General features: G+C 67.8%; 29 protein-coding genes. 15 read left to right on the plus strand and 14 right to left on the minus strand.

All coding sequences use genetic code 11. The features are described 5' to 3' along the window. Positions 1–12: 12 nt before the first annotated feature. The 7 genes from AO501_RS00600 to AO501_RS00630 all read left to right on the plus strand — a co-directional run bounded on the left by AO501_RS00600 (position 13) and on the right by AO501_RS00630 (position 6897). Positions 13–1533: an FAD-dependent monooxygenase gene (locus tag AO501_RS00600; RefSeq protein ID WP_055575840.1), complete on the plus strand. Its 1521-nt coding sequence runs from the start codon at positions 13–15 to the stop codon at positions 1531–1533. Then, on the plus strand, positions 1526–1948 hold the full coding sequence (locus tag AO501_RS00605; RefSeq protein ID WP_055575841.1) for a nitroreductase family deazaflavin-dependent oxidoreductase: 423 nt from the start codon (positions 1526–1528) through the stop codon (positions 1946–1948). The genes AO501_RS00600 and AO501_RS00605 overlap by 8 nt, the downstream gene beginning before the upstream one ends. 310 nt (positions 1949–2258) lie before the next feature. Then, positions 2259–3122 (plus strand): alpha/beta fold hydrolase, encoded by an 864-nt coding sequence (locus AO501_RS00610; RefSeq protein ID WP_231752276.1) that lies wholly within the window; start codon positions 2259–2261, stop codon positions 3120–3122. Positions 3123–3135: 13 nt separating this feature from the next. Then, on the plus strand, positions 3136–4542 hold the full coding sequence (locus AO501_RS00615; RefSeq protein WP_082658309.1) for a WS/DGAT/MGAT family O-acyltransferase: 1407 nt from the start codon (positions 3136–3138) through the stop codon (positions 4540–4542). Positions 4543–4643: 101 nt separating this feature from the next. Beyond that, complete coding sequence (locus AO501_RS00620; protein WP_055576134.1) at positions 4644–5138, plus strand: hypothetical protein; 495 nt, start codon at positions 4644–4646, stop codon at positions 5136–5138. A 23-nt stretch (positions 5139–5161) separates the two neighbouring features. Next, positions 5162–6145, plus strand: coding sequence for a methylenetetrahydrofolate reductase C-terminal domain-containing protein (locus AO501_RS00625; RefSeq protein WP_082658323.1), 984 nt, complete (start codon positions 5162–5164; stop codon positions 6143–6145). Beyond that, positions 6142–6897, plus strand: coding sequence for a class I SAM-dependent methyltransferase (locus tag AO501_RS00630; protein WP_231752277.1), 756 nt, complete (start codon positions 6142–6144; stop codon positions 6895–6897). The genes AO501_RS00625 and AO501_RS00630 overlap by 4 nt, the downstream gene beginning before the upstream one ends. Positions 6898–7014: 117 nt before the next feature. Here AO501_RS00630 and malQ read toward each other — a convergent pair whose 3' ends face one another. The 4 genes from malQ to AO501_RS00650 all read right to left on the minus strand — a co-directional run bounded on the left by malQ (position 7015) and on the right by AO501_RS00650 (position 11395). Continuing rightward, positions 7015–8997 (minus strand): 4-alpha-glucanotransferase, encoded by a 1983-nt coding sequence (malQ, locus tag AO501_RS00635; protein ID WP_231752278.1) that lies wholly within the window; start codon positions 8995–8997, stop codon positions 7015–7017. Positions 8998–9061: 64 nt separating this feature from the next. Beyond that, complete coding sequence (locus AO501_RS00640) at positions 9062–9556, minus strand: MarR family winged helix-turn-helix transcriptional regulator (RefSeq protein WP_055575843.1); 495 nt, start codon at positions 9554–9556, stop codon at positions 9062–9064. A 27-nt stretch (positions 9557–9583) separates the two neighbouring features. Next, the gene (locus tag AO501_RS00645) at positions 9584–10000 is read right to left on the minus strand and encodes a DUF5313 domain-containing protein (protein ID WP_055575844.1); all 417 of its coding nucleotides are present in this window, start codon (positions 9998–10000) and stop codon (positions 9584–9586) included. Positions 10001–10204: 204 nt separating this feature from the next. Continuing rightward, positions 10205–11395 carry a cytochrome P450 gene (locus AO501_RS00650; protein WP_055575845.1) on the minus strand — a complete coding sequence of 397 codons (1191 nt, stop codon included), beginning with the start codon at positions 11393–11395 and terminating at the stop codon, positions 10205–10207. A gap of 129 nt (positions 11396–11524) precedes the next feature. On the opposite strand from AO501_RS00650, the gene AO501_RS00655 reads away from it, so the two are divergent. The 4 genes from AO501_RS00655 to AO501_RS00670 all read left to right on the plus strand — a co-directional run bounded on the left by AO501_RS00655 (position 11525) and on the right by AO501_RS00670 (position 13961). Then, positions 11525–12244 carry an NUDIX hydrolase gene (locus AO501_RS00655; RefSeq protein WP_055575846.1) on the plus strand — a complete coding sequence of 240 codons (720 nt, stop codon included), beginning with the start codon at positions 11525–11527 and terminating at the stop codon, positions 12242–12244. Between the two features lie 6 nt (positions 12245–12250). Then, entirely contained in the window at positions 12251–12604 is a 354-nt protein-coding gene (locus AO501_RS36755; RefSeq protein ID WP_055575847.1) for a hypothetical protein, read from the plus strand. A 4-nt stretch (positions 12605–12608) separates the two neighbouring features. Beyond that, a complete protein-coding gene (locus AO501_RS00665; protein ID WP_055575848.1) occupies positions 12609–13115 on the plus strand; it encodes a hypothetical protein in 507 nt (168 codons plus the stop codon). Positions 13116–13196: 81 nt separating this feature from the next. Continuing rightward, positions 13197–13961 (plus strand): acyl-CoA thioesterase domain-containing protein, encoded by a 765-nt coding sequence (locus AO501_RS00670; RefSeq protein WP_231752301.1) that lies wholly within the window; start codon positions 13197–13199, stop codon positions 13959–13961. Here the strand turns inward: AO501_RS00670 and AO501_RS00675 are convergent. Further along, positions 13857–15185: an MFS transporter gene (locus AO501_RS00675; RefSeq protein WP_082658325.1), complete on the minus strand. Its 1329-nt coding sequence runs from the start codon at positions 15183–15185 to the stop codon at positions 13857–13859. The two genes, AO501_RS00670 and AO501_RS00675, sit on opposite strands and share 105 nt — an antisense overlap. A 118-nt stretch (positions 15186–15303) precedes the next feature. On the opposite strand from AO501_RS00675, the gene AO501_RS00680 reads away from it, so the two are divergent. Further along, the gene (locus tag AO501_RS00680; protein WP_055575850.1) at positions 15304–16113 is read left to right on the plus strand and encodes a crotonase/enoyl-CoA hydratase family protein; all 810 of its coding nucleotides are present in this window, start codon (positions 15304–15306) and stop codon (positions 16111–16113) included. Here the strand turns inward: AO501_RS00680 and AO501_RS00685 are convergent. Both AO501_RS00685 and AO501_RS00690 read right to left on the minus strand, forming a co-directional pair. Further along, positions 16100–16690, minus strand: coding sequence for a DUF998 domain-containing protein (locus AO501_RS00685; protein ID WP_055575851.1), 591 nt, complete (start codon positions 16688–16690; stop codon positions 16100–16102). The two genes, AO501_RS00680 and AO501_RS00685, sit on opposite strands and share 14 nt — an antisense overlap. After that, positions 16687–17118, minus strand: coding sequence for a hypothetical protein (locus tag AO501_RS00690; protein WP_055576137.1), 432 nt, complete (start codon positions 17116–17118; stop codon positions 16687–16689). Before AO501_RS00690 ends, AO501_RS00685 begins: the two co-directional genes overlap by 4 nt. A 132-nt stretch (positions 17119–17250) precedes the next feature. On the opposite strand from AO501_RS00690, the gene AO501_RS00695 reads away from it, so the two are divergent. After that, positions 17251–17985, plus strand: a complete 735-nt coding sequence (locus AO501_RS00695) for a hypothetical protein (RefSeq protein WP_055575852.1) — start codon at positions 17251–17253, stop codon at positions 17983–17985. A gap of 62 nt (positions 17986–18047) precedes the next feature. Continuing rightward, positions 18048–18650 (plus strand): DsbA family protein, encoded by a 603-nt coding sequence (locus tag AO501_RS00700; protein WP_055575853.1) that lies wholly within the window; start codon positions 18048–18050, stop codon positions 18648–18650. A 180-nt stretch (positions 18651–18830) separates the two neighbouring features. Here the strand turns inward: AO501_RS00700 and AO501_RS00705 are convergent, their stop codons facing one another. The 6 genes from AO501_RS00705 to AO501_RS00730 are packed head-to-tail and all read right to left on the minus strand — an operon-like array spanning position 18831 to position 24780. Next, positions 18831–20042: an acyl-CoA dehydrogenase family protein gene (locus AO501_RS00705; protein WP_055575854.1), complete on the minus strand. Its 1212-nt coding sequence runs from the start codon at positions 20040–20042 to the stop codon at positions 18831–18833. Then, a complete protein-coding gene (locus AO501_RS00710; protein ID WP_055575855.1) occupies positions 20039–20671 on the minus strand; it encodes a TetR/AcrR family transcriptional regulator in 633 nt (210 codons plus the stop codon). Before AO501_RS00710 ends, AO501_RS00705 begins: the two co-directional genes overlap by 4 nt. Positions 20672–20721: 50 nt before the next feature. Beyond that, positions 20722–21663, minus strand: a complete 942-nt coding sequence (locus AO501_RS00715) for an NAD(P)/FAD-dependent oxidoreductase (RefSeq protein ID WP_055575856.1) — start codon at positions 21661–21663, stop codon at positions 20722–20724. Between the two features lie 2 nt (positions 21664–21665). Then, on the minus strand, positions 21666–22874 hold the full coding sequence (locus AO501_RS00720; RefSeq protein WP_055575857.1) for a GNAT family N-acetyltransferase: 1209 nt from the start codon (positions 22872–22874) through the stop codon (positions 21666–21668). Further along, positions 22874–24382, minus strand: a complete 1509-nt coding sequence (locus AO501_RS00725) for an FAD-dependent oxidoreductase (protein ID WP_082658310.1) — start codon at positions 24380–24382, stop codon at positions 22874–22876. The genes AO501_RS00720 and AO501_RS00725 overlap by 1 nt, the downstream gene beginning before the upstream one ends. Further along, positions 24379–24780 carry a hypothetical protein gene (locus AO501_RS00730; protein WP_055575858.1) on the minus strand — a complete coding sequence of 134 codons (402 nt, stop codon included), beginning with the start codon at positions 24778–24780 and terminating at the stop codon, positions 24379–24381. The genes AO501_RS00725 and AO501_RS00730 overlap by 4 nt, the downstream gene beginning before the upstream one ends. A 95-nt stretch (positions 24781–24875) precedes the next feature. Between AO501_RS00730 and AO501_RS00735 the strand changes: the two genes are divergently transcribed. After that, entirely contained in the window at positions 24876–25442 is a 567-nt protein-coding gene (locus AO501_RS00735) for a TetR/AcrR family transcriptional regulator (RefSeq protein WP_055575859.1), read from the plus strand. Here AO501_RS00735 and AO501_RS00740 read toward each other — a convergent pair. After that, positions 25426–26322: a LysR family transcriptional regulator gene (locus AO501_RS00740; protein WP_055575860.1), complete on the minus strand. Its 897-nt coding sequence runs from the start codon at positions 26320–26322 to the stop codon at positions 25426–25428. The two genes, AO501_RS00735 and AO501_RS00740, sit on opposite strands and share 17 nt — an antisense overlap. Positions 26323–26386: the final 64 nt, after the last annotated feature.

The following is a 26386-nucleotide window of genomic DNA, read 5'->3' on the forward strand; positions in this document are numbered from 1 at the left end:
AACGGGGGAAGTGTGAGAAGCGAGCATGCGGTCGTCGTCGTGGGCGCCGGACCGACCGGCCTGATGCTGGCAGCCGAATTGGCGCTGGCCGGAATCGATGTCGCCATCGTCGAACGACGCACGGATCAGGCCCTGGTCGGCGCCCGCGCGGGCGGTCTGCATTCACGCACCATCGAGATCCTCGACCAGCGCGGCGTGGCCGACCGGTTCATCGAGCAGGGCGAAGTGGCCCAGTTGGCCGGGTTCTCGCAGATCCGCCTGGACATCAGCGACTTTCCCACTCGGCACCCCTACGGACTTGCGTTGTGGCAGAGCCATATCGAGCGGCTCTTGGCTGAGTGGGTGGACGAGCTCGCGGTCCGCGTCTATCGCGGTCACGAGGTCGGGAGCATCTCCCAAGGCGAGGCCGGTGTCCAGGTGCGGCTTACCGACGGGGGAGTGCTACGGGCCGAGTTCCTGGTGGGGTGCGACGGCGGACGCAGTGCGGTGCGCAAGGCGGCCGGCATCCCCTTCGAGGGCTGGGAGCCGACCGCGAGCTACTTACTCGCCGAGGCCGAAATCGGCTCTGAAGCAACGCAGGAACCGGAATGGGGCATCCGGCACGACGAGCTCGGTGTCCATGCGATCAGCAGGACCGGCGAGGGTGGGCCGGTCAGGGTCATGGTGACCGAGCGCCACCTCGGGGCAACGGGCGAACCCACGTTGGGCGACCTGAGCCGGGCAATGATCGACGTTTACCGAACGGACTACGGAATCCACAGTCCCGCTTGGATTTCCCGATTCACCGACGCGGCCCGCCAGGCGTCGGTGTACCGGAGGGGGAGGGTGCTGCTGGCCGGCGACGCGGCCCACGTGCATCACCCTATCGGCGGGCAGGGGCTCAACACGGGGATGCAGGACGCGGTGAATCTGGGGTGGAAACTCGCGGCGGTGGTCAGTGGGACGTCGCCCGACAATCTGCTGGACAGCTACCACGACGAACGGCACCCGGTCGCCGCGCGTGTGCTGCGCAACGCGATGGCCCAGATGGCGCTGCTGCGCACGGATGACCGCACCACGGCACTGCGCGAGACCACCGTCGAACTCCTCGGCATGGAGGAGCCCCGGAAACGATTCGCCGCCATGATGTCTGGTCTGGACATCCGCTACGAGCTCGGTGACGGACATCCGTTGCTGGGTCGGCGGATGCCCGACCTCGACCTGGTCAGCACCGGCCGGCGAGTCTACGAACTGCTGCACCAGGCCAAGCCGGTGCTGCTGAACCTCGGCGAACCCGGCCGCATCGACATCGCCGGCTGGGCCGACCGGGTCCTGCTGGTGGATGCGAAACACGATGGCAACTGCGAGCTTCCGGCGCTGGGTGCCGTCGCCGTTCCCGGCGCCGTACTGATCAGGCCGGACGGACACGTCGCGTGGGCCGCGGACGCGCCGTACGACGGCCTGGCGGCCGCCCTCACCACCTGGTTCGGCGCGCGCAATGCCGAGCCGGGAATGGACGGGTCGAGCGGACGTGTTCAACTTGGTTATGGCTGAAAACGTTGAGCTGAGCCCCACGGATTGGGTACGCGAGCAGACCGAGCGGATTCTGCGGCAGGGCACCACCGACGGGGTCGAAATCTTCGACAAACCCGTCGTCCTGCTGACCATGACCGGCGCGAAGTCCGGTAAGAAGCGCTACGTGCCCCTGATGCGCGTCGAACACGACGGCCGCTACGCGATCGTCGCGTCCAAGGGCGGCGCGCCCGAACATCCGGCCTGGTACCACAACGTCAAGGCCAATCCCGCGCTGACCGTGCAGGACGGGGAGAACGTGCACAACCTCACCGCACGCGAACTCGACGGCTCCGAGCGTGAGGAGTGGTGGCGGCGCGCTGTCGAGGCCTACCCGCCCTACGCCGAGTACCAGACGAAGACGACCAGGCAGATCCCGGTCTTCGTGCTGGAGTGATAGGCGCACGGCCGGTGCGCCGTTTGCGTGACACTGACATCAGGCACACAACACGCCGTGGGGGCTGTGCGCAGTTTCAATCTCGACGGGGTCGTGCGGGTGACGGTGCCGGTTTCGCGCCTCTCGGCAAGTGGTCGCTCTAAGCGACGATTCTGGTGTGGTACCCGGGGGAAGTATCCGGCACCGTCGCGATGAGTAACAACGCGAACCAGCGCGGATATTCCGGTTGGCTGGGACGGCGGCACCTGTTCTAATAACCCCCATCGTTAGCGTCCGTCCACGAGGGATCCCACTGCCGCGGCTGCCGAAGGTGCCCGCGCTGGCACCCGTTGCGCAGCTGCCGGAAGGGTTCGTCGTCGACCTGCCCGGTCGGGGCAGCACCTACGTTCTCGACTCCGGTCCCAGCGAGGGACCGACCTACATCCTGCTGCACTCCCTGGCCTGTACCGGCCTGATGACGTGGTATCCCGCGCTGGACGTGGTGCGCGAATTCGGCCGGGTGGTGATCTTCGACCAGCGATGCCATGGCCAGGGCATCTCGCCGCCCCGGATGCTGTTCGAAGACTGCGCTGACGATGTGGTGGCACTGGCCGACGTACTCGACATCCCCAGCTTCGTGCCGGTCGGCTACTCGATGGGGTCACTGATCGCTCAGCTGGTGTGGCGGCGCCACCGCGAGAGGGTCGACGGGTTGGTGCTGTGCGCCGCGACCGCGGCCGTGAGCCGCGCCCGCTACGAGCGCGTGGCCACCGGGCTGTTCGCGGCCCTGATCGAGACTCTCACCCCCGCACCCCGCCGCGGCGGACCGGCGGCCGCCGTGCCCACCGGGCTGTTCGCCGACTATCAGTGGGTGCTGGGCCAGGCTCGTGCCACGTCACCGGGTGGCATTACTCGCGCGATCGCCGAGGTGGTGCGCTTCGACTCGACCTCCTGGGTCGGCGACATCGACGTTCCGACGGCGGTCGTGGTGACGATGAAAGACCGTGCCTTCGGCGTACAGCGGCAGAAGTGGTTGGCTGAGCGCATTCGGGACGCTGAGATGGTCCCGGTGGACGCCGGCCACGCCGGGTGCACACTGCAGCCGGCCGCCTTCGTCCCGGGGCTCGCGAAGGCGATCGAATCGGTCCACCACCGGCTCCCCGCACCCGAGTGCGCCACGCGGGCGGCCAGATAGGGAAGGCGGGCCGGTGAAGCGACTCAGCGGTTGGGATGTGCTGATGCTGGCCAGCGAGACGCCCAACGTGCATCAGCACACCCTGAAGGTGGCGGTGGTCGACACCAGCGGCTTCGAGGGCGTGCCGACCTTTGACGCGTTCCGCGAGGTGTTCCGGGCCCGGCTGCCGGTGCTGGAGCCGATGCACTACCAGCTGGTGACGACGCCCTTCCATCTGCACCGCCCGGTCTGGCATGAGGACGCCGACCTCGACCTCGACTACCACCTGCAGCGGGTAGAGGTGCCCGCACCCGGCGGGCGACGCGAACTCGACGCCGTCATCGGCCGCGTGGCCAGCACGCCGCTGGACCGCAGCCGCCCGCTGTGGCAGTTCTATTTCGCCGAGGGGCTCTCCGATCAGCGCATCGCGGTGATCGGCAAGATCCATCACGTGCTGGCCGACGGCGTCGCCTCGGCGAACCTGATGGCGCGCACCTTGCAGTGGTCCGATGTGACGCCTGATCAGACCGAAACGGCCTTCGCCCCGCCGCGGACCCGGGACGTGGTGCGATTCGCGGCCCACGACCACCTCGCCCGCGTCCGGACCCTGCCGTCGGCGGTGCGCGACGGAGTCGTCGGCGCCTACCGGCTGCAGCGCCGCGCACGGCAGCGGCTGACGCACCCAGATCTGGCGGCCCGGTTCGATCCACCACCGACGTTCCTCAACCACAAGCTCTCGCCGGGACGGACCTTCGCCAGCGGTGTGCTGCCGCTCGCGGAGGTCAAAGCGGTCAGCAAGAGGCTGGAAGTGACCATCAACGATCTGGTGCTCACCGTCACGGCAGGGGCGCTGCGCCGTCTGTTGCTGAACTACGGCGAACCCACCGACCGGCCGCTGATCGCTTCGATACCCACCGCCACCGACACCTCGCCGGACCGGATCGCGGGTAATGCCCTGGCCACGATGCTGGTCTCGCTGCCCGTGCACGTCAGCGACCCGAAGGAACGCCTGGACCTGATCCGCACCTCCACGCGCATCGCCAAGGAGGATCATCAACTGCTCGGACCCACCCTGGTTGGCCGCTGGCTGGAGTTCATCCCGCCCACCCTCACCCGCGCCACCTTCGGGTGGATGTCACGACGCGAGGCACCCAATCAGTTGTTCAACCTGATCGTTTCCAACGTGCCCGGCCCCCGTGAACGCGGCCACATCGCCGGGGCCGTGGTGACCGACTTCTATTCCGTCGGACCGCTGGCCGCCGGCTCGGCCCTGAACATCACTGTCTGGAGTTACGTCGACCAGTTGAGCGTCTCGGTACTGTCCGACGACGCGACCCTGAAGGACACCCACGAGGTGACCGACGCGTTCGTCGCCGCGTTCGCCGAGTTGCGTCAGCGACAGGAAGGCAACGGCGGCATATCCGCGGCTTCGGCGGGCTAGCGGTTTACCGCGGCAAAGCATCGGGTAATTCCGAGGGCAACGTTCTGAAACGATGTGCGTCAGTGCGCGGTGGTCTGAAACCGCCGCAAGAGGGACCAATGATGAATGCCAAGCACCGCCTGAGCGAGCCGCGACCGCCGCGGCCGTCGCTGCCTGGCAAATATGCGCGACCAGAAAGAAACAGGAATTCCGGTGTCCTGTTGCGGGCATGCGGCATCGCTTTCGGTGCGCTGATTGTGGCGGCGGCGTTGGCCGCGTTCGTGGTGAACGCGGTCGGACCCGGGCACATACCGCCGGATGCTGCGGACCAGCACGTCAGCCAGGAAGGCACGTTGATCGCGGTGTCGGCGGGCTCGGTCACCGCGCGCAGCCGTGACGGGATCACCCGAACCTATCTGGTCACTCCACAGACCGCGGTCATCACCAGGGCCGGGAGCCAGTTCGCGGTGAACGACGAAGTGGACATCATCGGAACCATCCAGAACGGAACCGCACTGGCCACCGCGGTGGCCCACCGCGACCTCGGGCACGGGGGCGGTCCGCCGATGGATTACGTTGCAGGCCAACCTGTTAGCGACGCGCTGGACAGCAACTGAGTACCGCGGTGGGCGAAACTGCGGTGGCGACCGAGCCGGGTTGCCCGAAACGGATGGAATTCGGGCCTTGCGGTGGTGTGCGTCCGGACGGTCAATGTGAGATGCGTTCGGGGGACTGTGTATTCACTGACATCGTGAGGTGGTCAGGCCCGGCGCCGGTGGCCGGCCGGGAGACCGGGCCGGCGCCCTTGGTGCTGACCGATTTCAGCTGCGCGCCCTTCGATCGCGACGATGTCGCGGCGACCGCGGCGGTGCTGGCGCCCTCGTGCGACGCGGTACTGGTGGGCGAACATCAGAACAAGCCGGATTTTCCGCCCACGCTGATGGGATCGTTGCTGCTGGACGCCGGTGTGACCCCGTGGATCACGTTGTCGTGCCGAGATCGCAACCGGATCGTCCTGGAACAGGAACTGCGGGGCCTGCGCACCATCGGGGTGGACACCGTGCTCTGTGTGACCGGTGACGGGCGCGGCTATGACGTTCGGCCGGACGTCACTCAGACGTTCGATCTCGACGGGCTGCGGTTGGTGTCGCTGGCCGCATCGCTCGGGGTGCTCCCGGCGGTACCGGAGACGCCCACGGCGCCGCCCGTCGCTGCCAGACCCGCCCGGCTGGTCGAGAAAGAGCGGGCGGGCGCGGGCCTCGCGGTGCTCAACCATGTGCCGTTCCCGGACATGATCGCCGAGTTCATGAAAACGGCTCGGGCGCAGGGCTTGTCGATCCCGGTGATCGCCGCGGTCGCGGTGTTCACCGACAGCGTGTCGGCCGCGGTTCTGCAGGGTCTACCCGGTCTCGAACTCGACCCCGCCGTGACGGAAAGCGTCCTCAGCTCGGCGGATCCGATCGCCGCCGGCATTTCGGCCGCGGTCAGTGAGGCGCGGTCGCTGCTCTCGATCGACGGCGTCGAAGGCGTCAACGTCTCCGGGCTGGCATCGGCGTCGGGCGCCCGCGTCGGCGCCGAGATCAAAGCGGAGGTGGGCCGGCTCATCCGGGAGGGGGTTTCGTGACCGAAGCGATGCAGGCGGAGTTCGACACGGTCGCGGAGTGGACGGCACAGGTCGCCGCCGACTTGGGACCGGATTATCACCTGCCGGCAGGCTGCCGGGGCAGCGGCAGCCCGGCCGCACTGGACTGGCTTGCCGAGCGCATGGAACTTGCTCCCGGCGCAACGTTTTTGGACTGCGGCGCGGGCGTCGGCGGGCCGGCCGCGTACGCGGCGCAACAGCGAGAGCTGCGGCCCGTACTCGTCGAGCCGGAGGCCGGCGCGTGTCGCGCCGCCCAGCGGCTGTTCGGCTATCCGGTGGTGCAAGCGTTGGGATCGAAACTGCCGTTGGCGGAGGCGAGTTGCGATGCCGCGTGGTCGCTCGGAGTGCTGTGCACCACTCCGGAGCAGCTCGCATTGCTCACGGAGCTGCACCGCACCGTGCGGCGCGGTGGCCGAATCGGGTTGCTGGCGTTCGTGGCTCGAGGCGAACTGCCGAGCGACGAACTGGAGGGCAACCACTTCCCGGCCCCGGAGCGGTTACGGCAATTGGTGGACGAGTCGGCGCTGCATGTCGAGCACTGGCTGAGAACCGCTGAGCTGCCGGCGATTCCGGAGGAGTGGAATGAGCGGATGGACGCCGTTACGGACGAGCTGACCCGGCGGCACGGGCATACCGACGTCTGGCAGCTGGCCGAGCGGCAGAGCTCACGGATCGGACGCCTGCTGGAAGACGGGACCCTGACGGGCGAGCTGCTGGTACTGCGTCACGCGTGAGCCCGGAGCGGTAAGCAACGTTATCCCCGTTGTTTGTGGGCATCCGCCGCTACATTTGGCGGTCATGGAGGCGTCTAACTGCACGGTGAGAAAAGCCAGATCCGCCGTGCCGATGCTTCAACGGAACAACGCGGTGATCTCCGCGACCCTCGGATCCGCCCGCAGCTCTTCGAAAGTCTCGGGCAGCGGCAGGCGCCAGTTCGGGTACTCGTCGATCGTTCCGGGCAGATTGGGCTGGCGGACCTCGGCCAGCACATCGTAGGGCGAGATCAACTTCAGCCGGCTCGGTGTCGCCGCCAACAGCCGGTGCATCGCGGTGATGATGGTCGCCTCATCCGGCTCGTCTTCCCCGATGGGCAGCAGCCGTTCGGACCGCAGCAGGGCCAGCCACTCGGCGCGTTCCTTTGCCGCCGAGGCCTTTTCGGCCGGAACATCGTTGAGCAGACCGAGGTCGGCACGCGCCCGCACGTGTTCGGCGCGCAGGAATCCCGCGGCCGTCGGCAGGTCGTGCGTCGACAAACTGGCAGCGGCCCGGGTGGGCCATTTCGCCGGGGCCAGCAGCGGCTCCTCGGCCACCGACTGATCGCGGGTGAACCACGACACCGCGCAACCCAGCATCCCGTTGTCGGCCAGCGCCTCGGTGACCTCCGGCTCGACGGTGCCGAGGTCTTCGCCGACGACGGTGGCCTTCGCGCGGTGGGCTTCCAGTGCCAGCACTGCCAGCATCACCTCGGCGTCGTAGTGCACGTAGGTGCCGCGGTCAGGCCCGTCGCCCGGCGGGATCCACCACAACCGCCACAGCCCGGCGACGTGGTCAATCCGCAATCCGTCGGCGTGAACGAGTACCGCGCGCAACATGTCTCGTAGCGCGGCGTACCCGGTCGCGGCCAACCGGTCCGGTCGCCAGGGCGGTAATCCCCAATCCTGGCCGCGCGGGGTGAAGTTGTCCGGGGGTGCGCCGATGCTGACTCCGGCGGCCAGCACGTCGGCCAGCGCCCAGGCGTCGGCGCCGTCCGCATCGACACCCACCGCCAGATCATGCAGCACCCCCAGTGCCATGCCGGCCTTCCGGGCGGTGGTCCGCACCGCGATCAGCTGCTCGGCGCAACGCTGCTGCACCCAGGCGTGGAACGCCAACCGTGAGGCCAGCTCCCGGCGGGCCTCGGCGACGGCCGGGCCGTTGACATCTCGCAAAGGTGCGGGCCATCTGCTCCAGCGGCCCCCGTGCCGCTCGGCCAACGCGCAGTAGGTGGCCCAGTCGCGCAGCCCGGTGGATTCGGGCGATTCGTCGAGCGGCGAGGGCCGGCCCTCCGCCCGCCACAGCAGTTCGAGCGCCGACCGCTTGGCCGCCCACACCAGATCGTGGTCGATTCGCTCGGTGATCGGCGAGACGCGCAGCGCGTCCACCTCGCCGCGAGTGTCCGGGTCGGCGCGAAGGTAGGCGTCGAGATCCTCGATGCGCAGCGCGAGGGGGTTAGCGAACCGGCGACTCGACGGCGTGTAGGGCGAGGGCTGCACCGGGTGGGTGGGTCCCGGCGCGTGCAACGGGTTCAGCAGCACGGCACCGGCGTCGTGCTGGGAGGCGGTCCAGTCGATGAACTCGCGCAGGTCTCCGAGGTCGCCGATGCCCCAGGACCGTGCCGAGCGCAACGCGTAAAGCTGCAGCATCCAGCCCCAGGTCTCGGGTGTCGAGGGCACCTGTGGGGGCGCTGCCACCAGAGTTGCCCGCTGGCCATTACGGGTTTCCACCTGGTACCACCCGAGCGGCAGGCCGCCCGGCAGCTCGTCGCTTACGTCGATGCGCGCACCGTCCTCGGCTTCCAGCGCGACGGCGCCCGGCAGCGGCCGGGGACGCCCGTCGACACGCACGGCGACGGTAGGTGGCAGGACGCCGGCGCGGCCGGCCTCGGTGAGCTTCGCCAACTCACGGCGGCGGTCGGCTTCGGTACGGGCCTCGACATCGAGCAGACCCAGGACGCGGATCACCACGTCGGCATCGACGTCGACCGGCTCCCGGCGTTCGTTGCGGTAGGAGGTCGCCACGCCGTGTGCCGCGGCCAACTGGCGCAAGCTGTCGGAGGCTGGTGAGGGATTGGGCACAGCGCGGGGTATACCCGGGTCAGTGTTTCTCACACCCGCGAAAGGCAGTGTGCTGCCTCGATTTTTATGGCTGGACGTCGAGCGCACCGGCCGCTACGGCGGCGGCGTTGATCTTGGTCAGCACCTCACGCAGATGCTCGAGTTCGGCGAGATCGACGCCCAGTCTCTCGACCACCGCCGGAGGGACTTTGAGCGCCTGGCGGCGCAGATTGCGGCCCTGCTGGGTCAGCGCGATGTGGGTGGTCCGCTCGTCGGCGGTGCTGCGCGTCCGGGTGATCAGCCCTTGTGACTCCAGGCGCTTGAGCATCGGCGACAAGGTGGCCGAATCGATCTGCAACAGCGTGGCGATCTCTTTGACCGACAGCGGATTACCGCCCGGTTTGCCTTTCGCGTTGTCCCACAGCGCCAGCATCACCAAGTACTGGGGATGAGTCAGGCCCAGCGGCTCCAGCAGCGGCCGGTACACAGCGAGCACCGCCCGGTTGGTGACGGCGAGCGCGAAGCAGACCTGGCGCTCCAGCGACAGCGGGTCCAGTTCCGCGCCGGCTTCAATGCGCATGGCGTTGCCGCTCCTTCGGGGCCAGGGTCAGAACGGGCTGCTGTTGTCCTGCCACTTCGCCTCTTCGGGTCGCGGGCCGTAGCGGCGGGCGTAATCGTCGTGGATGTGGGCCTGCTTCTGGCGCTTGATGACGTCGACCAGGCCGGGGTCCAGCCCGTGCTGAGCCAGTCGGTGACGACGCCACACCTTGTTCAGCGCCAAGGCCATCAACAGGACCCAGATGAAGATCGGCGCCGTCATCTCCGAGTGCACGTACAGCGATGCCGGCAGCAACCAGAGCGGGGCCAACACCAGGATTGCGGGTATCGCCATCCGGATCAGGTGCCGGCGGATGGCTCCGGGACCGGCGAGATCGCGGGACACCCAGTGGCGCATCGAGTCGGGCAAGCGTCGTCCATAGGAATAGCCGATGTATTGCCAGAGGTTCGGGCGAGCGGTGGACATGGTCGCTCCTACAGCATGTACGCGAAGCCGCCATTGGCTTCGACCGTATCGATCGTACCCTATTAGTTAGGGGCCTAACTATGTGGGGATCGTCACCCCTGGCTCGGCCCGTCCTCACGCGCGAGCGGGAATCCTGCGACGCTCAACCGGCGTGTTCCGTCGTGAGATTCGCGCTCGGCGCGAGCCCGCGCCGAGCCGTCCAAATCAGGCGGCGATGAGCTTGATCGGCAGGTGATGGTGCCGGTGGATGATGTTGTTGACTGCCCAGACCGGTCGTCCGGTCACCTCGATCCGTTCGACGCGTTCCAGCAGGGCCCGTAATATGGCGGCGGTCTCCATCCGGGCGAGACCCTGGCCGGCGCACGCGTGGGTGCCGTTGCCGAATCCGATCTGGCGCCCGGCGTCCCTGCGGATGTCGAAGGTGTCCGGGCTGTCCCACTCGTCCTCGTCCCGGTTGGCCGATGCGTACAGGATCAGCAGTCGCGAACCCCGGCGAACCGGTGTGCCGTCGATTTCGGTGTCGGCGCGGACCTGCCGGGCGAATGCCCGCAGCGGTGATTCGTAGCGGATCACCTCATTGATCGCATTCTGGATCAGGGTGGGGTCGTCCTTGAGCAGCCGCCATTGCTCGGGGTGGGTTGCGAGCAGGTAGACGGCGTTGGAGATGGCGCTGATCGTGGTGTCCAGCGAGGGGGCGATGTAGTCGACCATGAGCTTCGGGCATTCGGCGTGGGTGAGCTTGCCCTCGTCGGCGGCGCGGAGCAGTTCGTGCGCCATGCTTCCCTCGAGTACCGAGCGGTTTCGCACTACCCGGCGCGCGAACATCAGCATCTGCAGGCTGCGTGGAATCGCTTTGACGGCTTGCCAGTTGAGCGGACCCAGGATGTCGAAGGTGGCCCCGCCCCAGGTGATCAGGTGCTCGCGCTCGTCGCGTGGCCAGCCGACCAGATCGGGAACGATCGCCAGCGGTAGTGCGGTGGCGAGATCGGCGACCGCGTCGACGCTGCCCAGGTGCACCGCGGCCTCGACGACGGCATCGGCCTGTTCGTCTATCGCTTCCCCGACCGAGCGCAGCGCCCTGGGAAGCAGGCGGTGCGCGAGCAACTTGCGACGTTGATCGTGTTCGGCGCCGTCGCTGTTGAGCGTGGTGCCGCGGGACAGTCGATTGCTGAGCGGGTTGAGCGCGACACCGTTGCCGGAGATGAACAACTTGTCGTGGCGAAGCGTGGCTTTGCACTCCGCGTAACGCGGCAGCGCGTACACCCGGTGCCGGCGCAGCCACACCACGGATCCCGCCCGGCGCAGTCGTTGGTAGTGCGGATAGGGGTTGAGCAGAGCTTCGGTGCTGTAGATATTCCCGCCGTCGACAGCCACGCCGTTCGGGGCTGGGCCCATGAGAAAACCTCCTCGGGAACTCTGGCGGGCGGATTCTGACGAAATCGTCACATACTTCGCCCTGCCGCGTCAACACTTTCTGACGAAACCGTCACCCGCGCGCCGTCCCGCCGGGCATATGGTCGATCGGTGACCATCGCCTATGACGACGCCTTGCGGGAACAGATCCGGGCTCGCTTGGCGGTTCACGAACGCCGCGCCGTCACCGACCCGACGAAGCGGCACGCCGCCGTGGCGGTGGTGCTTGTCGACTCCGAGATCGGTGAAGACCGGGTGGACCCTGCCCCGCTGGACGAATGGCTGGACGGCCGTCCACTGCCGGACGAACTGCTCGACGGTCACATGATCGACGTCGCCGGTGGGGCCGCATTTCTGTTGTGTCGCAGGGCTTCTCGGCTGCGGACTCATGCCGCCCAATGGGCGCTGCCCGGTGGCCGCCTGGATCCGGGTGAAACGGTGATCGAGGCCGCGCTGCGGGAATTGGACGAAGAGGTCGGTGTGCGGCTGCCGGACTCGGCGGTGCTGGGTCTGCTCGACGACTACCCGACCAGGTCGGGATACGTCATCACGCCGGTCGTCATCTGGGGCGGTGGCCGGCTGGAGCTACGGCCGGCTCCCGACGAAGTGCTGGCTGTCTACCGGGTGGGGCTGCACCAGCTGCAGCGCGCCGATTCGCCGCGTTACATCAGCATCGAGGAAAGCCCGCGTCCGGTCGTGCAGATCCCGTTGGGCAACGACCTGATTCATGCGCCGACGGGTGCGGTGCTGTTGCAGTTGCGGTGGCTGGGATTGGAAGGCCGCCACGACCGGGTCGACGAACTCGAGCAACCGACATTTGCTTGGAACTAGCGTCAGTTGCTGCCGCCGCAGCCTCCGCCGCCACAACCGCTGCCGCCGCCGCAGCCGCTGGACCCGCCCCCGCAGCCGCTGGACCCACCGCTGCAGCCACTGGAACTGCAGCCGCTCGAGCTGCAGCTGCTGCCGCCGCCGCAGCCGCTCGACCCGCCACCGGATCCGGCGCCGGATCCCCAGATGGCGCTGTTCGAGCCTCCTCCCCGCCCCGAACGCGAGAAGCGGATGAGCGAGACGACGAGACACACCGCGCCGAAACCCACCGCGATCAGCAACATGACTCCGCCGCTCATGCGCAAAGGCTACGCGAGGATTCCGCGGGTAATCCGCGGCAATTCAAAGCGCCCTTTACAGTGAGAGCGTGTGGGGCCGACGACCGGATCGCTATGGTCGGGCGCGCGTCGCGGTGACCGAGCTCGAACTGCCCCCGGCCGTGTTCAAGACCTGCCCGTGGCAGCCGCGGGCACTGGTGGCGACCGGGTTGCGGCAGTGGCTGCGCTGCTGCGCGGCCGCGCTTCCGGACGACCAGGTGATCGGCATGCCGTCGCGCGCTGTCGATGAGGCCTGGCACGGGCTGATCCTGTGCACCGCGCGGTATGCGGCGTTCTGCGACCGGGCCTACGGGAGGTTTCTGCACCACCACCCCGAAGGCGGCGCGCCGGCCGACGCCTGCGGCGACTCGGCGGCCGAACAGCTCCGCAGGACGATCATCGCCTGGGAGCTGGTTGCCGAGCCTGGCGAGCAGTGCGTGTTGTGGGATCTCGACGAGCGGGTGGGTGTCGATCGGCCCTGGGGTGTGAGCGCCGATCGCGTCGCCGAGATCCGATCCGCGGTGGCCCGGACCAGGGCCGGCGCCCGCGTGCTGTAGAAACACGGTGTGCAAGGCAATTCCGGCGACGCTGCCTCCGCATCGCAGCGACCGTACTTTGTCCGTGACGAAAAGCGTTACATACCAAATGAAATCGCGCGGGGAGGCTGGGGGCCGTCGCTGAGCGGCCACGTCGTCGGCGGCCTGCTCGGTTGGGCGGCCGAACAGCTCGTGGACGACCCGCAGTTTCAACCGGCGCGCCTGACCATCGATCTGCCGCGCCCGGCCGCCCTGGAACCGGTCGAGGTGCGCACCCGGGTGCGGCAGGACCGTCGGCGCCTGCGCCTGGTGGAAATGGTGCTGTTGCAGGACCGCAATCCGGTTGCGCAGGCCAGCGCGCTCTTTCTGCGGCGCGGGGCGCAGCCCAACGGGAAGGTGTGGTCGCAACCCGTACAGATGCCGCCACTTCCGGCTGAGCAGGGCAACGTCGAGTCGCTCTTCATCCGGACCTACGGCTGGGGTGCGGATATCCAGAACCCCGAGCCCGATTGGGCGCAGACACCCGGGCAGAAGTACACCTGGCTGCGGGAAACTCGTCCGCTGGTCGATGCCGAACCGATGACCGCCTTCACCCGCGCGGCCATGGCCGGTGACATCACGGCCTCCATCGCCAACTGGGGCGATCGGGGACCGCAATTCATTAATGTCGATTACACCCTCACGCTCAGCAGGCTGCCAGAAGGCCCATACCTCGGCCTGGCGTCGCTGACCCACTTCAGTGACGGCGGAGTGGCGACGGGTTCAGCGGTGCTGGTCGACGCCGGCGGTCCGATCGGCAACTGCGTATCGGTCGCCATCGCCCAGACCGGGTTCCTGGCTCCACCGAAAACCGTTGCGGCCGAGTGACGCCTGATCACCCTGGCGGTGCGCATCCCGGCGCAGCCGCACTGCCCGGCTGATCGCGACGGCGGAAGCTAAACCCGCCAGTGCCACGAAAATCGTCGTCGATTCCCGGCCCGGCCCGAGTATCGTCAGCAGCAGCGGCAGGGCGAAACCCAGGTAGGTGACCGAGTAGAACACCCCGGTGAGTGTTCCGCGGATACGTTGCGGCGCAGCGGCTTCCAAATCGATTAGACCCTCGCGCAGGCACAGGCCCGAAGCGCAGCCGAGCAGCACCACGACCGCCATCCCGACACCGAGCGGAATGTCGGTGGGAGCGGCCGCGATCACGACGTAACCGAGCGCGGCCAACAACGCGCCGATCGTGCCGGTCTGCGGGCCCCAGTGGCGCACGCGGGCGACGACCTGGCTGATCCCGCTGGCCCCGTTGGTGATCAGAGCCGCCGTCCCGGCGGCCAACGGAGCGGCGAGCCCGGTGTGAACCCGGGTGGGAATCGTGACGAAAGCCAGTGTGGCCGAGATGAACACCCAGGGCGCCAACGGCATCGCCCAGCTCAACGCCCGCCGCGTGCCATGGCCCCCGCCAGCTGCCGTCGGCACCAGCGCCGGCGCCGTGGAGGTATCCCCACGCAGGCCGATGCCTGCAGCGATCATCGCCACCGCGATGAGTACGGCGGCAATGCCGAATGACGCCGGGATGCCGGAATGCCCGCGTGCCGAGATCAATCCCGAAGCGAACGGCCCCACGGCGAAGCCGGCGATCAGCACCGTGCCGGCCAGTGCCGCACCCGCGGGTCCCTTGAGGTCGGATGCCCATGCCGTACCCGAGCTGACGGCCAGGCCTACCCCGAAACCGACGATCAGACGGCCCGCCAGCAAGGCCTCGGGCTGCTGCGACAGGAACATGGTGACCGTTCCGGCCAGCGCCGCGCCCGCGCCCGCCAACGCTACCGACGGACGGCCGAACGCGTCCGACGCGCGTCCACCCAGCAGCAGGCCCGGCAGCAGTCCCAGCGCGTAGATTCCGAACATGGTGTCGAGGGTGGCCACCGTCAGGTGCTGGTGGTCGCTGATGGCCGGTATGAGCGCGGCAAAGTGATTGGCCGCCCACCCCATAGCCAGCAGGACGGCCAATACGCCGGCGAACAGCACACTCGACCGATCCGCTTGACCGTGTGTCGGTTCCCCGGCTGGCAGGTCTGCCAGGGTGGTCGCCCCGTTAGGCCTCATCACGGACATCCCCTCCTCAACTGGCCACCGGTGCAACGACGACGGCTCCCTCCGCGATATTCCTGATCGAGACCCATGTCACTTCTCGCCGCGGCGGTTTCGTGCTAGACACCAGTACGTGGCAGAACCGGCAGTGCTCCTCGAGCGGGACCAGCACATCCTCACCATCACCCTCAACCGCCCCGAGAAACGCAACGCCTTCAATCCGGAAGTGCTGTGCCGGCTCGCCGATGCCTGGGATCTTCTGGACGACGACCCGGACCTGCGGGTCGCGATCCTGACGGGGGCGGGCGGCAACTTCTCCGCCGGTGCGGATCTGGATCGGCTGGTCGGCGCCCTGATCGCCGGCGATCCTCCGCAGAATGAGTACGAGGAGCGGGTCAGGTCCGATTTCTCGTTGATTTACAAGGGCTTTCTGAAAGATCACTACGTCAAGAAGCCGATCATCGCCGCGGTCGAGGGCTACTGCTACGCGGGCGGGATGGAGATCCTGCAGGCCTTCGATATCCGGGTGGCCGCCGAGAACGCACAGTTGGCGATCAGCGAAGTGCAGCGCGGGCTGTTCCCGATGAGCGCGTCGACGATCCGGTTGCCGCGCCAGATCCCCTACACCGTCGCCATGGAGATGCTGATCGCCGGCACTCCGATCTCCGGGCGACGCGCGTACGAGGTGGGCCTGGTCGGAAATGTCACCCCCGCAGGAGGTGCGCTGGGCCGGGCTCGTGAGATAGCGCAGCAGGTGGCGGCGAACGGTCCGCTGGCGGTGCGGAACATCAAGGCATCCGTCGTCGAGAATCTGGAAAAGACGGAGGCCGAAGCTTTTCCGCGGGAACTAGAACTCGGGATGGCCGTGATGGGGTCGGCCGACGCGAAGGAGGGGCCGCGTGCGTTCCTGGAAAAGCGGCCGCCGAACTTCACCGGCACGTGAGGGTGGCGTCGTCTCGACGCCTCAGCAGCAAGGCCGCAGTCAGCAACTGCCACAAGAAGATCGAATAGGCGCTGCCACGTTCCCAAACACCGACGGGCAGTGCTGGAGAACCGGCCACCAGCAGCACCAGGCACAGAAAACCCAGTGCCGCAATCACTGTCGACACCGTGCGATACCAGCGCGGCGGCGCCGCTAAAAGTGCCGATCCGGCCAGAATCGCGGCGTTGCCGCCGACAAGTGCCAGCGCCGCGCCGGCGAGATGTATCGGTCCGCTGGGCACCGTGCCGACCAGAATATTGCCGACGGCGTTCGCGGAGACCAGCGCCAAGAACAGTCGGCACCGCCGCCCGACGGGCACACCGACGATCAACAGCGTTCCGAGCAGGAACATGGCGCCCTGCAGGCAGAACGCCGCATGCATCAGCGGTGCGCGGGGACCCTCCCTGCCGAGATCACTGATGTAGTTGCGCGCGTAGCTGTAGGCCGGCAGATACGCGGCGGCCGCGAAGGCTTCCAGGGTCAGATAACCGGCGACACCTACAACCCACAGGATGGATCCTGCGGTGCGCCGGGTCACTCGCCGGGCTGCACGTGAACATTCCTCGCGCCCTTGACATTTCGCAGACCAGAGCAGTTCACGCAGCCGACGCACCCGACGCAGTCGGTGCAGCGCACGCACGCGACGCAGGCCACGCACCTGGTGCAGGCAATGCACGCCAGGCATGCCACGCATTCCCGGACCGCGACGCACACCACCGTGAGCAGGCAGGCGATCACCCCGACGCTGCCGGCGGTGGCCGCCGATCCCGCGACCGCGACGCTGCCGGCGGTGGAGACCGATCCTGCCACCGCGACGCTGCCCGCGGTCGTCACGGATCCGGCCACCGCCACGCTGCCGGCGACTGCCGCCGATCCGGCGACCGCGACGCTGTCGAGGACGGCGATCGAGCCCACGACGGACTCGTTGTCAGGCTCGATGGTTACCGGCGAAGTCAAGGCAAGCATGCGCCTCATCATGTCAGGCGTGCGGTCGAAGCTGAAGGCCTCGGTCGCGAGGCGACCGGCCGTCGTGTCGTCCGGCGCGGTCTGGAAGCCGGTCATAGAATTCGCTTGACCCGGCAATTCGGGAGGAGCCACGTGGACCTCGAGCGCATCACCCACCCGTTGCGGCTGGCGCGGGGATCCCACCAGCCGGGTTCCGCCAAAGGCTGTGCGATGAACGTCATTTCGTACATCAACGGCGACGAACGGATCACCGACTTTCCGGCCACCTCGGCGCGGCCACTGGCCGCGTTCGTCCAGCTGTGCAACGACCAGCTGGCGGGGGCCGACGGGTATCTGTCTCCGGAGGACGCCCTGGTCGCGCTCGATCTCGGCTGGCTGACAGTCGGTACCGCGGAGGTCGACGAGACGGTCATCCGGCCGTGGGTGTCCAAGTTGTTGATCAGTCCGCCCTGGGGTGTGGTGCGGTACGCCGATGGCGCCGCGGCCGAGACGATCTCGGTGATCGCCGAGCTGCATCGCACGCTTGCCCCCGGTGCGATGCCCGACATCGCGAGCTGGGACACGGCTGCCCGGGCCGCCCGGGAGATCAGCGCCACGATGGCTCCGGGTGCCGAGAGGTACGCCGTCCGGGCCGCGTATCAATCGACCGCCCTCTCCGACGCCGAGGCATGGGACACATTAGTTGCCGTGACCGGCAACGCTCTGCGTGCCCACCGGTTGGCGAACTTGGATCAGGGCCCGGCCCGGATCGTGGAGACGACGCGTCACGCGATCCGGTCCTGGCGGCGGCTGGCCGGCCTCTCGGTGGTCGGCAACGTTCCCGCATCGGTGGCCAAGGCCCTGCAGCGGAACGGAACGGCCGCCTAGCAGGCTCGACCGTATACCGTAGGGGGTATGGTATACAGGAAGGGCGAAAGGAGCTGACCGAAATGTCTGAGAACCCCTCCAGTCCGGCTGTGACGATCTGGTTCGACCCGGTGTGCCCGTTCTCGTGGAACACCGCCCGCTGGCTGAAGGCCGTGGCCGACAAGACCGGCATGAGCGTTGAATGGCGGCTGATGAGCCTGGCAGTGCTGAATGAGGGCCGGGAAATGCCGCCCAAACAGCAGTCCCGGATGCATGACTCCCGGCGAGTCGGCCGGCTGATGACCGCCATCCGTGATCAATACGGCAATGCGGGCTTGGCGGCAGCTTATTTCGCGTTCGCCGAGCGTTACTTTGATCGGTCCGAACCGGTTGACGACGGACTCATCCAGCAGGTGCTGGATACCGTCAAATCCTGGGATGTCACCGTGGATGTCCTGTCGGACTCGTCGTGGGACGAACTCGTCCGGCGCAGCCATCAGGCTGGGCAGGACGCTCTGGGCGAAACCGGCGGCAGCCCGATCCTGCGTATCGACGGCCACGCGTTCTTCGGTCCGGTGCTGACCGCTACACCTGATCCGGAGGTTGTTGAGACAATGTTTGAAGCGGTGGCTGCGCTGGCCGCCATCCCGCAGTTCGCCCAACTGCAACGACCACGCGGCAGGTAAGTCTCAGGGGGTTTCGGATGTGTCATGCGGTGCGGTGCCGAGTCTGCGGAAAAATCACCTGGGCGGGATGCGGTGCGCATGTGAAGGAAGTCCAGCGCACCGTGCCCGCCGACCAGTGGTGCGACGGGCACGAGGCGGCCGGATCACGCCCGGGCCTGTTCCGGAAGAGATGGTGACGGGCTAGCGGATAGCCAGACCCGTCAGCGCCCGCGAAATCACCAGGCGCTGAATCTCACTCGTCCCCTCGAAGATGGTGAAGATCTTGGCGTCGCGGTGCATGCGCTCGACGGGGTAGTCGCGGGTGTAGCCGTTGCCGCCGAGGATCTGGATCGCCTCGTCGGTGACGTAGACCGCGGTCTCACTCGCCACCAGCTTGGCCATCGAGCCTTCCGCCGCCTCGAAGTTCTGGTTGTTGCGGGCCATCCACCCGGCCCGCCACACCAGCAGGCGCGCCGCGTCGATGCGACTCTTCATGTCGGCCAGTTTGAACGCGACGGCCTGGAACTCTCCGATCTTGCGGCCGAATTGCTCACGCTGGCTGGCGTATTCAAGTGCGTACTCATAAGCCGCGCGGGCCACCCCGACCGCCATCGCGCCAACGGTGGGCCGGGTGCGCTCGAACGTCTTCATGGCGGCCTGGCCGCCGGCCGACGCACCCGATTTCACCCGGGCGATCCGCGCTTCGAATTTCTCCCGCCCACCGAGAATCGCGTCCTCGGGTAGCCGGACATTGTCGAGCACCACCTCGGCGGTATGCGAGGCGCGGATCCCGTGCTTCTTGAACTTCTGGCCCTGCGCCAGGCCTTTGGTGTCAGGGCCGATGACAAAGCTGGCCTGACCGCGGGTTCCGAGTTCTGGGTAGACCGACGCGACAACGATGTGCACGTTGGCGATTCCGCCGTTGGTGGCCCACGTCTTGGTGCCGTTGAGCACCCACTCGCCGGCCGCCTCGTCGTAGCGGGCCCGGGTGCGGATGCCCCCGACATCGGATCCCGCGTCGGGCTCAGACGAGCAGAACGCGGCCAGTTTGGGCTCGTCCGCCGTGCCGAACATCTCCGGCAACCATTGACCCAGCTGTTCCGGAGTTCCGTTGCCCGCCAGCGCCGCTGCCGCCAGGCCGGTACCCATGATGGACAGCGCGATGCCGGCGTCGCCCCAGAACATCTCCTCGAATGTGGTGAGCATGCCCAGGCCCGTTTCCTCCGCGGCCTGCTGCGCCATGAAGTCGGGAGAGTAGAGGCCGACCTTGGCGGCCTCCTGGATCACCGGCCAGGGCGTCTCCTCGCGCTCGTCCCATTCGGCCGCGGCCGGGCGAATCACATCGGCCGCGAACTTGTGCACCCAATCGCGCACCTCGATCACGTCGTCGCTCAGTTGCATGGAAAAGGTCATGGCTTGACTCCTGGGTTTCGGGGTGTGCGGTAATGCGTGAGGACGCTGACGGTCTGGTTGACCCAGGCCTCGAAATAACGTTCTTCGTCGATATTTCCGGGCAGGCGCCCGGTGAGTGCCTGCAGTGTCGCGGCGTAGGACAACGAGCCGATGGCGGTGGCCGCCATCGCATCCGGATCGGGAATCTGGGTGCGGCCGGACCGATTCGACGCGGTCAGTTCGTCGGCGAACCGTTGGTAGGCGTTGTCGGTGATGACCTGCCAGGTCTTCTCGTCGAGATCGCCGAGCTCGTCGGGCTCGCGCAGCATCACCTTGAGCAGGTCCTCGCTCTGCTTGAAATTGCCCCAGATGAGCTGACCGGCCGTGCGCACCGCGTCCTCGACGCTGGTCGGCTCTTCCGCGTCGTACTGCTCGCGCGCGGCGACGATGCGGTCGATCCGGTGCGTCACCGCCGCTTCGAGGAGTTCACGCTTGGAGCCGAAGTGTTTGTACAGCGCGCCCGACCCGGGGGCCAGGCCGGCGGCGCGCTGGATGTCGGCCACCGATGTCGCCGCGTAGCCCTTGGCGGCGAACAGCTTCAGCGCCTCGGCCAGCAGCCGGTCACGTCCGCGACTGGGTTCCGTGGCCATGGTGAGAGAGTACTCACTCACCACCTGAGGCGACAAATCGGCAGGTGAAGTCAGACGGCGAGGTCGGCCGGGACTTGCTCGTCGAGGACGGCCTGCGCCAGCAGTTCGCCGAGCAGCGGCCCGAACTTCATCAGGTTGGCGCCCACGAAGGCCAGGACGCGGCCGCGTCGTGCCACGGTCCAGCCGTCGCCGCCGTCGTCAAGCCACGCCGCGCGGGCCGTCACGCAATCCACCCGGCCCACCGGCGTCAACGACGGGAACAGCTTCCGCACGACTGCGGGATCGGGGTCGTCCTGGCCGAACGCCCAGCGGCCGGTGCTGCCGATCGGCAGTCCATAGCCCTCGGGCGCCGAAAGACACGCCGAACCCGAAGCGGATCCGCCCTCGTAGGTGAAGCGGGTGTGGGGGGAGAACTCGATACCGAGCGGACCGAACAGGTCCTGGGTGTGTGTCCCCGCGCAGATGAGCACCCGGTCGGCGCGCAGCACGGTCCCGTCCGCCAGCGTGGTCGAGCCGTCGTCGGCAACGGCCAGAACCTCATCGCGCCGGAGTTCCACGCGGGCAGACAGGGCACCCAGCGCCCGGCGGATGCGCAGGCTGCCACCCTGTGGATCGAAAAGCCCGGTTTCCCGTGGTGTCTGCAGGAAAGGGATACGCGCCGTGATCTGACCTCGGTCGAGCCGGGAGAAAGCGGCATCGGCTTCGGCCATGGCCGATGTGACGGCGTCGACGGCACCGGCGGCGATGAATCCCTCCGTACCCAGCAGGGTGATTCCGAATTCGGATTCCCAACGCAGCCAACCGGATCGGGCGCGCTGAGCCAGCCCGCACAGCTGTGGTCGCCGATGCGCGATGCGGAAGATCCGTGCCAGTCCCGCGGACTGTTCGGCAAACGGTTCGCCGCGCTCGATGACGACGGAAGGCACACCGCGCCGGGCCAGTTCGTAGGCTGTCGCAAGTCCGGAGATGCCGGCGCCGACGATCAGGATCATGGTCAGAAGTAGAAGCCGGCGTACGGCGCTTGAGGCACCGCGAACAGCCGGTCGGCGGCGGCGAGCACGGCAGGATCCTCAGCCCGGGCCAGGCCCGCGACGGCGAGGCCTCGCCAGGTCGCGCCGCCGAGCAGCACGGTGCCAAGTCCTTCGATGCCGACCTGTAGTTGGGGACGCCGGTCGGTCGGCGCTGCGCCGGCGCCGGTGATGGCAAACGTTGCCGAATTATCTTGCAGCAGTGGGTCGGTGACCGAAACGACGATGGTCTCCTCGGCAGCGTAGGTGCGTGCCGCGAGAGCCCGATGCACGTCGATGACACGCAACCAGGTCTCGTCGTGTACGGCGGTGACTTTCGCCGCGCGCGGATCCAGGAGGATCAGGGGCAGCGGATCGTCAACCGGGAGCATCCAGAAGATCACCCGGTCAATGAGATCGAGCCCGAACAGGAAGCGGAGCAAACCGAGATAGGCATCGACGGTAGGTGCGAAGAAGTCTTCGACCACGATGGTGCGCTGGTCGCTGATGAACCACTTGTCGGTGTCGACCGGACGGTATCGGGCAAACCCGGATTCTGAACCGGGCATCCCGTGTACGGCCACATACTCGGGGCCGGGCGACGATTCGCTGCGCAGCCGGCGTGCGTGCCACCACACCGGGGGCCGGTCGATGGTGCCCGGACGTGCCGGTCGATGTTCAGAGTAGATGCGGGACAGGGCTTCCCAGGCTTCGTCGAGCAGTCGCACCGGGCCGCCGGTCGCGACGTCCGGCCGCAACGCCGCCCGTGCGGTCTGGACTTCCACGCTCTGGGTCGAACTCGCCACGCCGTAGCCGTATCGACCGTAGATCGTCGCTTCTGAAGCGCGCAGCGTGGCGACCACCTCACCGCGCGCGGCGAAGTCGCGCAGCTGATGGCGGACCAGGTCGGTGGCCAGGCCGCGGCGGGTGAAGGACGGCAGCACGCCGATGTGGGTAACCGCGGCGTGGCTGACGATGGCCCCGCCCGGCAGGGTCAGCCGACTGGTGACCGCGTCCGCCGTGCCGACGAGTTGATCCTCGACGAATGCGCCGATAGTGCGGCCGGGTTCGACCAGTGTGGTGATCTGCTCGGGTGTCAGGTCCAGTCGGGGGAATCCGACCATCGCGGTGCGAAACACGTTCAGCGCGGCAAGAAGATCCTCGTCGCGCTCGAGCACGCGGATGTCAGAGCCCATTAAGCCATCATGCCGCCTCGGTGGTTCGAGTCTGCGGCTGTGGCGGTGCCCACTCGAACTTCTCCGCCCGCAGCGCAGAGTGAACCGGTCCACTCGGTCAGCACAACGGACCAACCCGTCCGGTCGGACGAAGCGCCGGCCCAGCCGATGTAGCCGTCGGGCCGCACCAGTACCGCGGGCCCATGATCGGACCGCTGGGCCTGAGCCAGCTCGGTGTCCAGCAGCGCAGCTCCGCGCTCGCGAACCAGCAGAAAGCCCGGGGAACGCTGCAACTCGGTGACGCGGCCCTGCGTCAGCGGGATCTGCGTGGCGCGCGTGCCCACGAGCGGGCTTTCCCCACGGCGGTGCCCATACCGCAACGTCGTTCCCGCGAAGCTCCCGGCCACCGCATCGCGAACCCGCGGGACGCGAAGAAGTCTGGGCGCCAGAAAGTTTCGCAGCGCGCGCGCCGGGCGGGGATGCAGCGTCACGCCCCGTGCCAGCAGACCGGACTGGAACAGCACGCGTTTGGCGATCGGATGGCGCTCGTCGTGGTAGGTGTCCAGGACGGTGTCGTCGGCACCGCCCAGCACGGCGTCGATCTTCCAGGCCAGGTTCACGGCGTCCTGAATGCCGGTGTTCATCCCTTGCCCACCCATCGGCGAGTGCACGTGCGCGGCGTCACCGGCGAGGAATACCCGGCCGTGCCGGTAGCGTCTGACTTGCCTTTCGTCGCAATGGAACCGCGATTTCCAGGTCACCTCGAGCACGCCGAGATCTACTCCCATCGCGTGAGCAAGAATGCTCACGATCTCGTCGTCGGTCACCGACTCGGTGTCGGGCACCTGATGGTTGCGGTCCCACACCATTGCGCGGTACCACGAGCCGTCGGCGTCGCGGCGACCATAGGGAGCCAGGAACGCGAACGTGTTTCGCGTGCTGCCCACCTTCAACCCCTCGCCGGCCGGCGCATGCGCGAGCTTGACATCGGCCAGCACGATCGACGACAGGATCGTCCTGCCCGGGAAGTCGACACCGATCAGCCTGCGGACGGTGCTGTGCGCGCCGTCCGCGCCGATGACATACCGGGCCCGCCAACGGTCATCATCGCCAGTCGTCACGGTCACCCCGCAGTCATCCCGGGAGAGCCCGGTGACCTCGACACCGCGCCGGATGTCGGCGCCCTGCGCAACGGCGTAACTACGCAGCGCCGCATCGACTTTGGTCTGCGGTGTGACCATCACGAACGGGTACGGCGAAGCAAGGTGGGTGAGGTCGATCCGCGCGCCGCCGAAGATGGTGACGCCCGGCGCCCGGTAGGCATCCGCGAGCAGGCCTTCGGCCAGTCCACGAGCGTCCAGCACCTCGAGGGTGCGCGCCATGGTGGCGAACGCCCGACTGGCCTGGCTCACCGACGGGCGGCGTTCCAGCACCGTCACCGAACGTCCGGCCCGGGCCAGGTCGCCCGCGGCCGTCAGTCCGGTCGGACCGGCACCGACGACGACGACGTCAACGTCGTGAACGGTCATCGCGCCACCGCCTCCGGGTACCAGCGACGGATGTCGTCGGGGGTGGACTGAGCGCCGCGGTTGAAGACGAACCGGCATCCCGGTTGGGTCCCGTGGGCCGCGTTGACAATCGACTCGAACAGCAACGTGTTGCCGGCGACCAGGCGGACGCCGGCGCCGATGAGGACCGCGTCGTAGTGGTTGGCTTCCAGCCAGCGGCGGGCCTTGTCGGCTCCCGGCGCGCCGAAGTCGATCAGGCAGTTGTCGACCTGGTAACCGGCCGCCCGGAGCGCGGCGACGTTGTCATCGTTGGCGGTCCGCAGCGTCTCTTTGGTCAGTCCGGGGAACTGCGCGAAATCCGGTGAGGAGTAGTCGATCACCTCGGGGTCGAGTCCGATCTGGATGGCTGTGACGGCCATGGCTGTGACCTCCCGTCGTGGGTTCAACAACTGTTGAAATCAACGCTAGACCCCGTGCCGTAGTGATGTCAACAGTCGTTGAATACAATGCCCGGATGTCCCCTAAAGTGCGTGACGGCGAGACCACCCGAGCCGCGATCCTGGCGATCGCGCGTGCGCAGTTCGGCGACCATGGCTTTGAGCGCACCACCATTCGTTCGGTCGCCTCGGCGGCCGGTGTGGACCCGGCACTGGTCATGCACTACTTCGGTAGCAAGGCCGAATTGTTCGCTGCTGCTTCACGATTCGACGTGACGTTCCCGGACCTCGCCGATGTGGCGCCGGACCGGATCGCCGAGATCCTGCTGCCGCTGTTCGTCTCGGTCTGGGGTCCGCAGGGTCCCTTCCTGCCGCTGCTGCGCGCCGCCGCCACCAACAAGGCCGCGGCGGCGGCGCTGCTGGAGGTGTTCGTCGACCGGGTCGCCCCGGCCCTGGCCGCCGCCGTCCCGGACCGCCCCGCCGAGCGGGCCGCGCTGGTGGGCGCGCAGGTGTTGGGGCTGGCGACGGCGCGCTACATCCTGTGCATACCGGCGCTGGCCGAGATGGACGACGCGCAGCTCATCGAATGGCTGCGACCCGTGCTCGCGCACTACCTGACCGGCTCGGTCAGCGGCGGTGCCTGATGTGTTCGTGCACGCACTGGATGAACGCCCGGGTAGCCGCGGATTGGAGCTGGACCTGCGGCGCTACCAGGTGAACCTCGCGCCGCAGGTCCGCGTTCTGCACGGGCAGTAACACCAGCGTCGGATTCGTCTGCGCCCGGCTGCGTGCCACCGATTCGGGCAGCAACGCCACGCCGAGGTCCTCGCAGACGAAGTGGATCACCTCGTCCACGCGGGTGACCTCGAACGCCACCCGGCGTTTGACCGCGGCGAACCCCCGATCGGTCTCGCGCCGCAGCCCGTAACCAGGCGGGAAGTCGATGAACGGCAGCGCCGCCAGCTCGTCGAGCGTGACCGAGGACTTCCCGGCCAGTGCATGCGTCACCGGCAGGACGGCGACCAGCGATTCGGAGAACAGGTGCTCGCAAGCCAGGTCGGTCGATCGTGCGGTGTTGGAGCCGACGATCGCGACGTCGAGCTTGCGTTCCCGGGTGGCTTGGACCAGCAGGTCGCTGCCGCCGCTGCGCAGGGTCACGGTGACATCGGGGTACCGGGCATGAAAAGTCGCCATCAGCGCGGCGACGTCCAGACTCTCCGACGGAATTTCCATCATCCCCACTGTGAGTCGTCCGGTCACGGTGCCGCGCAGCGCTTGAGCATCGACGGTGAGTTGGTCCACCCCGGCGATGACCTGGCGCATCAACGGCGTCAGGGCCTCGCCGGCCGGCGTCAGCGAGACCGACCGGGTGGTGCGGTTGAAGATCGGCACGCCCAACTCGTCTTCGAGTTTGCGCACCTGTTGACTCAGCGCGGACTGCACCACGAACAGCCCGTCCGCCGCGCGGGTGAAGCTCCGGGTCTCCGCCACGGCAAGGACGTAACGCAGCTGCTGCAAATTCATGATCAATCACTTTCCATGATTGATCAGATCATATCTATGCGCTGGACGGCTAAGTGCTGGTCAC

Source organism: Mycobacterium gordonae (assembly GCF_001417955.2).
Lineage (GTDB): Bacteria > Actinomycetota > Actinomycetes > Mycobacteriales > Mycobacteriaceae > Mycobacterium > Mycobacterium gordonae_B.

Bases quoted from the DNA above. Each gene is read 5' to 3' on its own strand.
- AO501_RS00640 (WP_055575843.1), bottom strand. From the start codon at position 9,556: ATGCGCATTGAAGCCGGCGCGGAACTGGACCCGCTGTCGCTGGAGCGC.
- AO501_RS00605 (WP_055575841.1), top strand. From the start codon at position 1,526: ATGGCTGAAAACGTTGAGCTGAGCCCCACGGATTGGGTACGCGAGCAG.
- AO501_RS00705 (WP_055575854.1), bottom strand. From the start codon at position 20,042: ATGACCTTTTCCATGCAACTGAGCGACGACGTGATCGAGGTGCGCGAT.
- AO501_RS00710 (WP_055575855.1), bottom strand. From the start codon at position 20,671: ATGGCCACGGAACCCAGTCGCGGACGTGACCGGCTGCTGGCCGAGGCG.
- AO501_RS00700 (WP_055575853.1), top strand. From the start codon at position 18,048: ATGTCTGAGAACCCCTCCAGTCCGGCTGTGACGATCTGGTTCGACCCG.
- AO501_RS00730 (WP_055575858.1), bottom strand. From the start codon at position 24,780: ATGGCCGTCACAGCCATCCAGATCGGACTCGACCCCGAGGTGATCGAC.
- AO501_RS00620 (WP_055576134.1), top strand. From the start codon at position 4,644: ATGAATGCCAAGCACCGCCTGAGCGAGCCGCGACCGCCGCGGCCGTCG.
- AO501_RS00725 (WP_082658310.1), bottom strand. From the start codon at position 24,382: ATGACCGTTCACGACGTTGACGTCGTCGTCGTCGGTGCCGGTCCGACC.
- AO501_RS00740 (WP_055575860.1), bottom strand. From the start codon at position 26,322: ATGAATTTGCAGCAGCTGCGTTACGTCCTTGCCGTGGCGGAGACCCGG.
- AO501_RS00715 (WP_055575856.1), bottom strand. From the start codon at position 21,663: ATGATCCTGATCGTCGGCGCCGGCATCTCCGGACTTGCGACAGCCTAC.
- AO501_RS00690 (WP_055576137.1), bottom strand. From the start codon at position 17,118: ATGCTTGCCTTGACTTCGCCGGTAACCATCGAGCCTGACAACGAGTCC.
- AO501_RS00720 (WP_055575857.1), bottom strand. From the start codon at position 22,874: ATGGGCTCTGACATCCGCGTGCTCGAGCGCGACGAGGATCTTCTTGCC.
- AO501_RS00735 (WP_055575859.1), top strand. From the start codon at position 24,876: ATGTCCCCTAAAGTGCGTGACGGCGAGACCACCCGAGCCGCGATCCTG.
- AO501_RS00675 (WP_082658325.1), bottom strand. From the start codon at position 15,185: ATGAGGCCTAACGGGGCGACCACCCTGGCAGACCTGCCAGCCGGGGAA.
- AO501_RS00645 (WP_055575844.1), bottom strand. From the start codon at position 10,000: ATGTCCACCGCTCGCCCGAACCTCTGGCAATACATCGGCTATTCCTAT.
- AO501_RS00650 (WP_055575845.1), bottom strand. From the start codon at position 11,395: ATGGGCCCAGCCCCGAACGGCGTGGCTGTCGACGGCGGGAATATCTAC.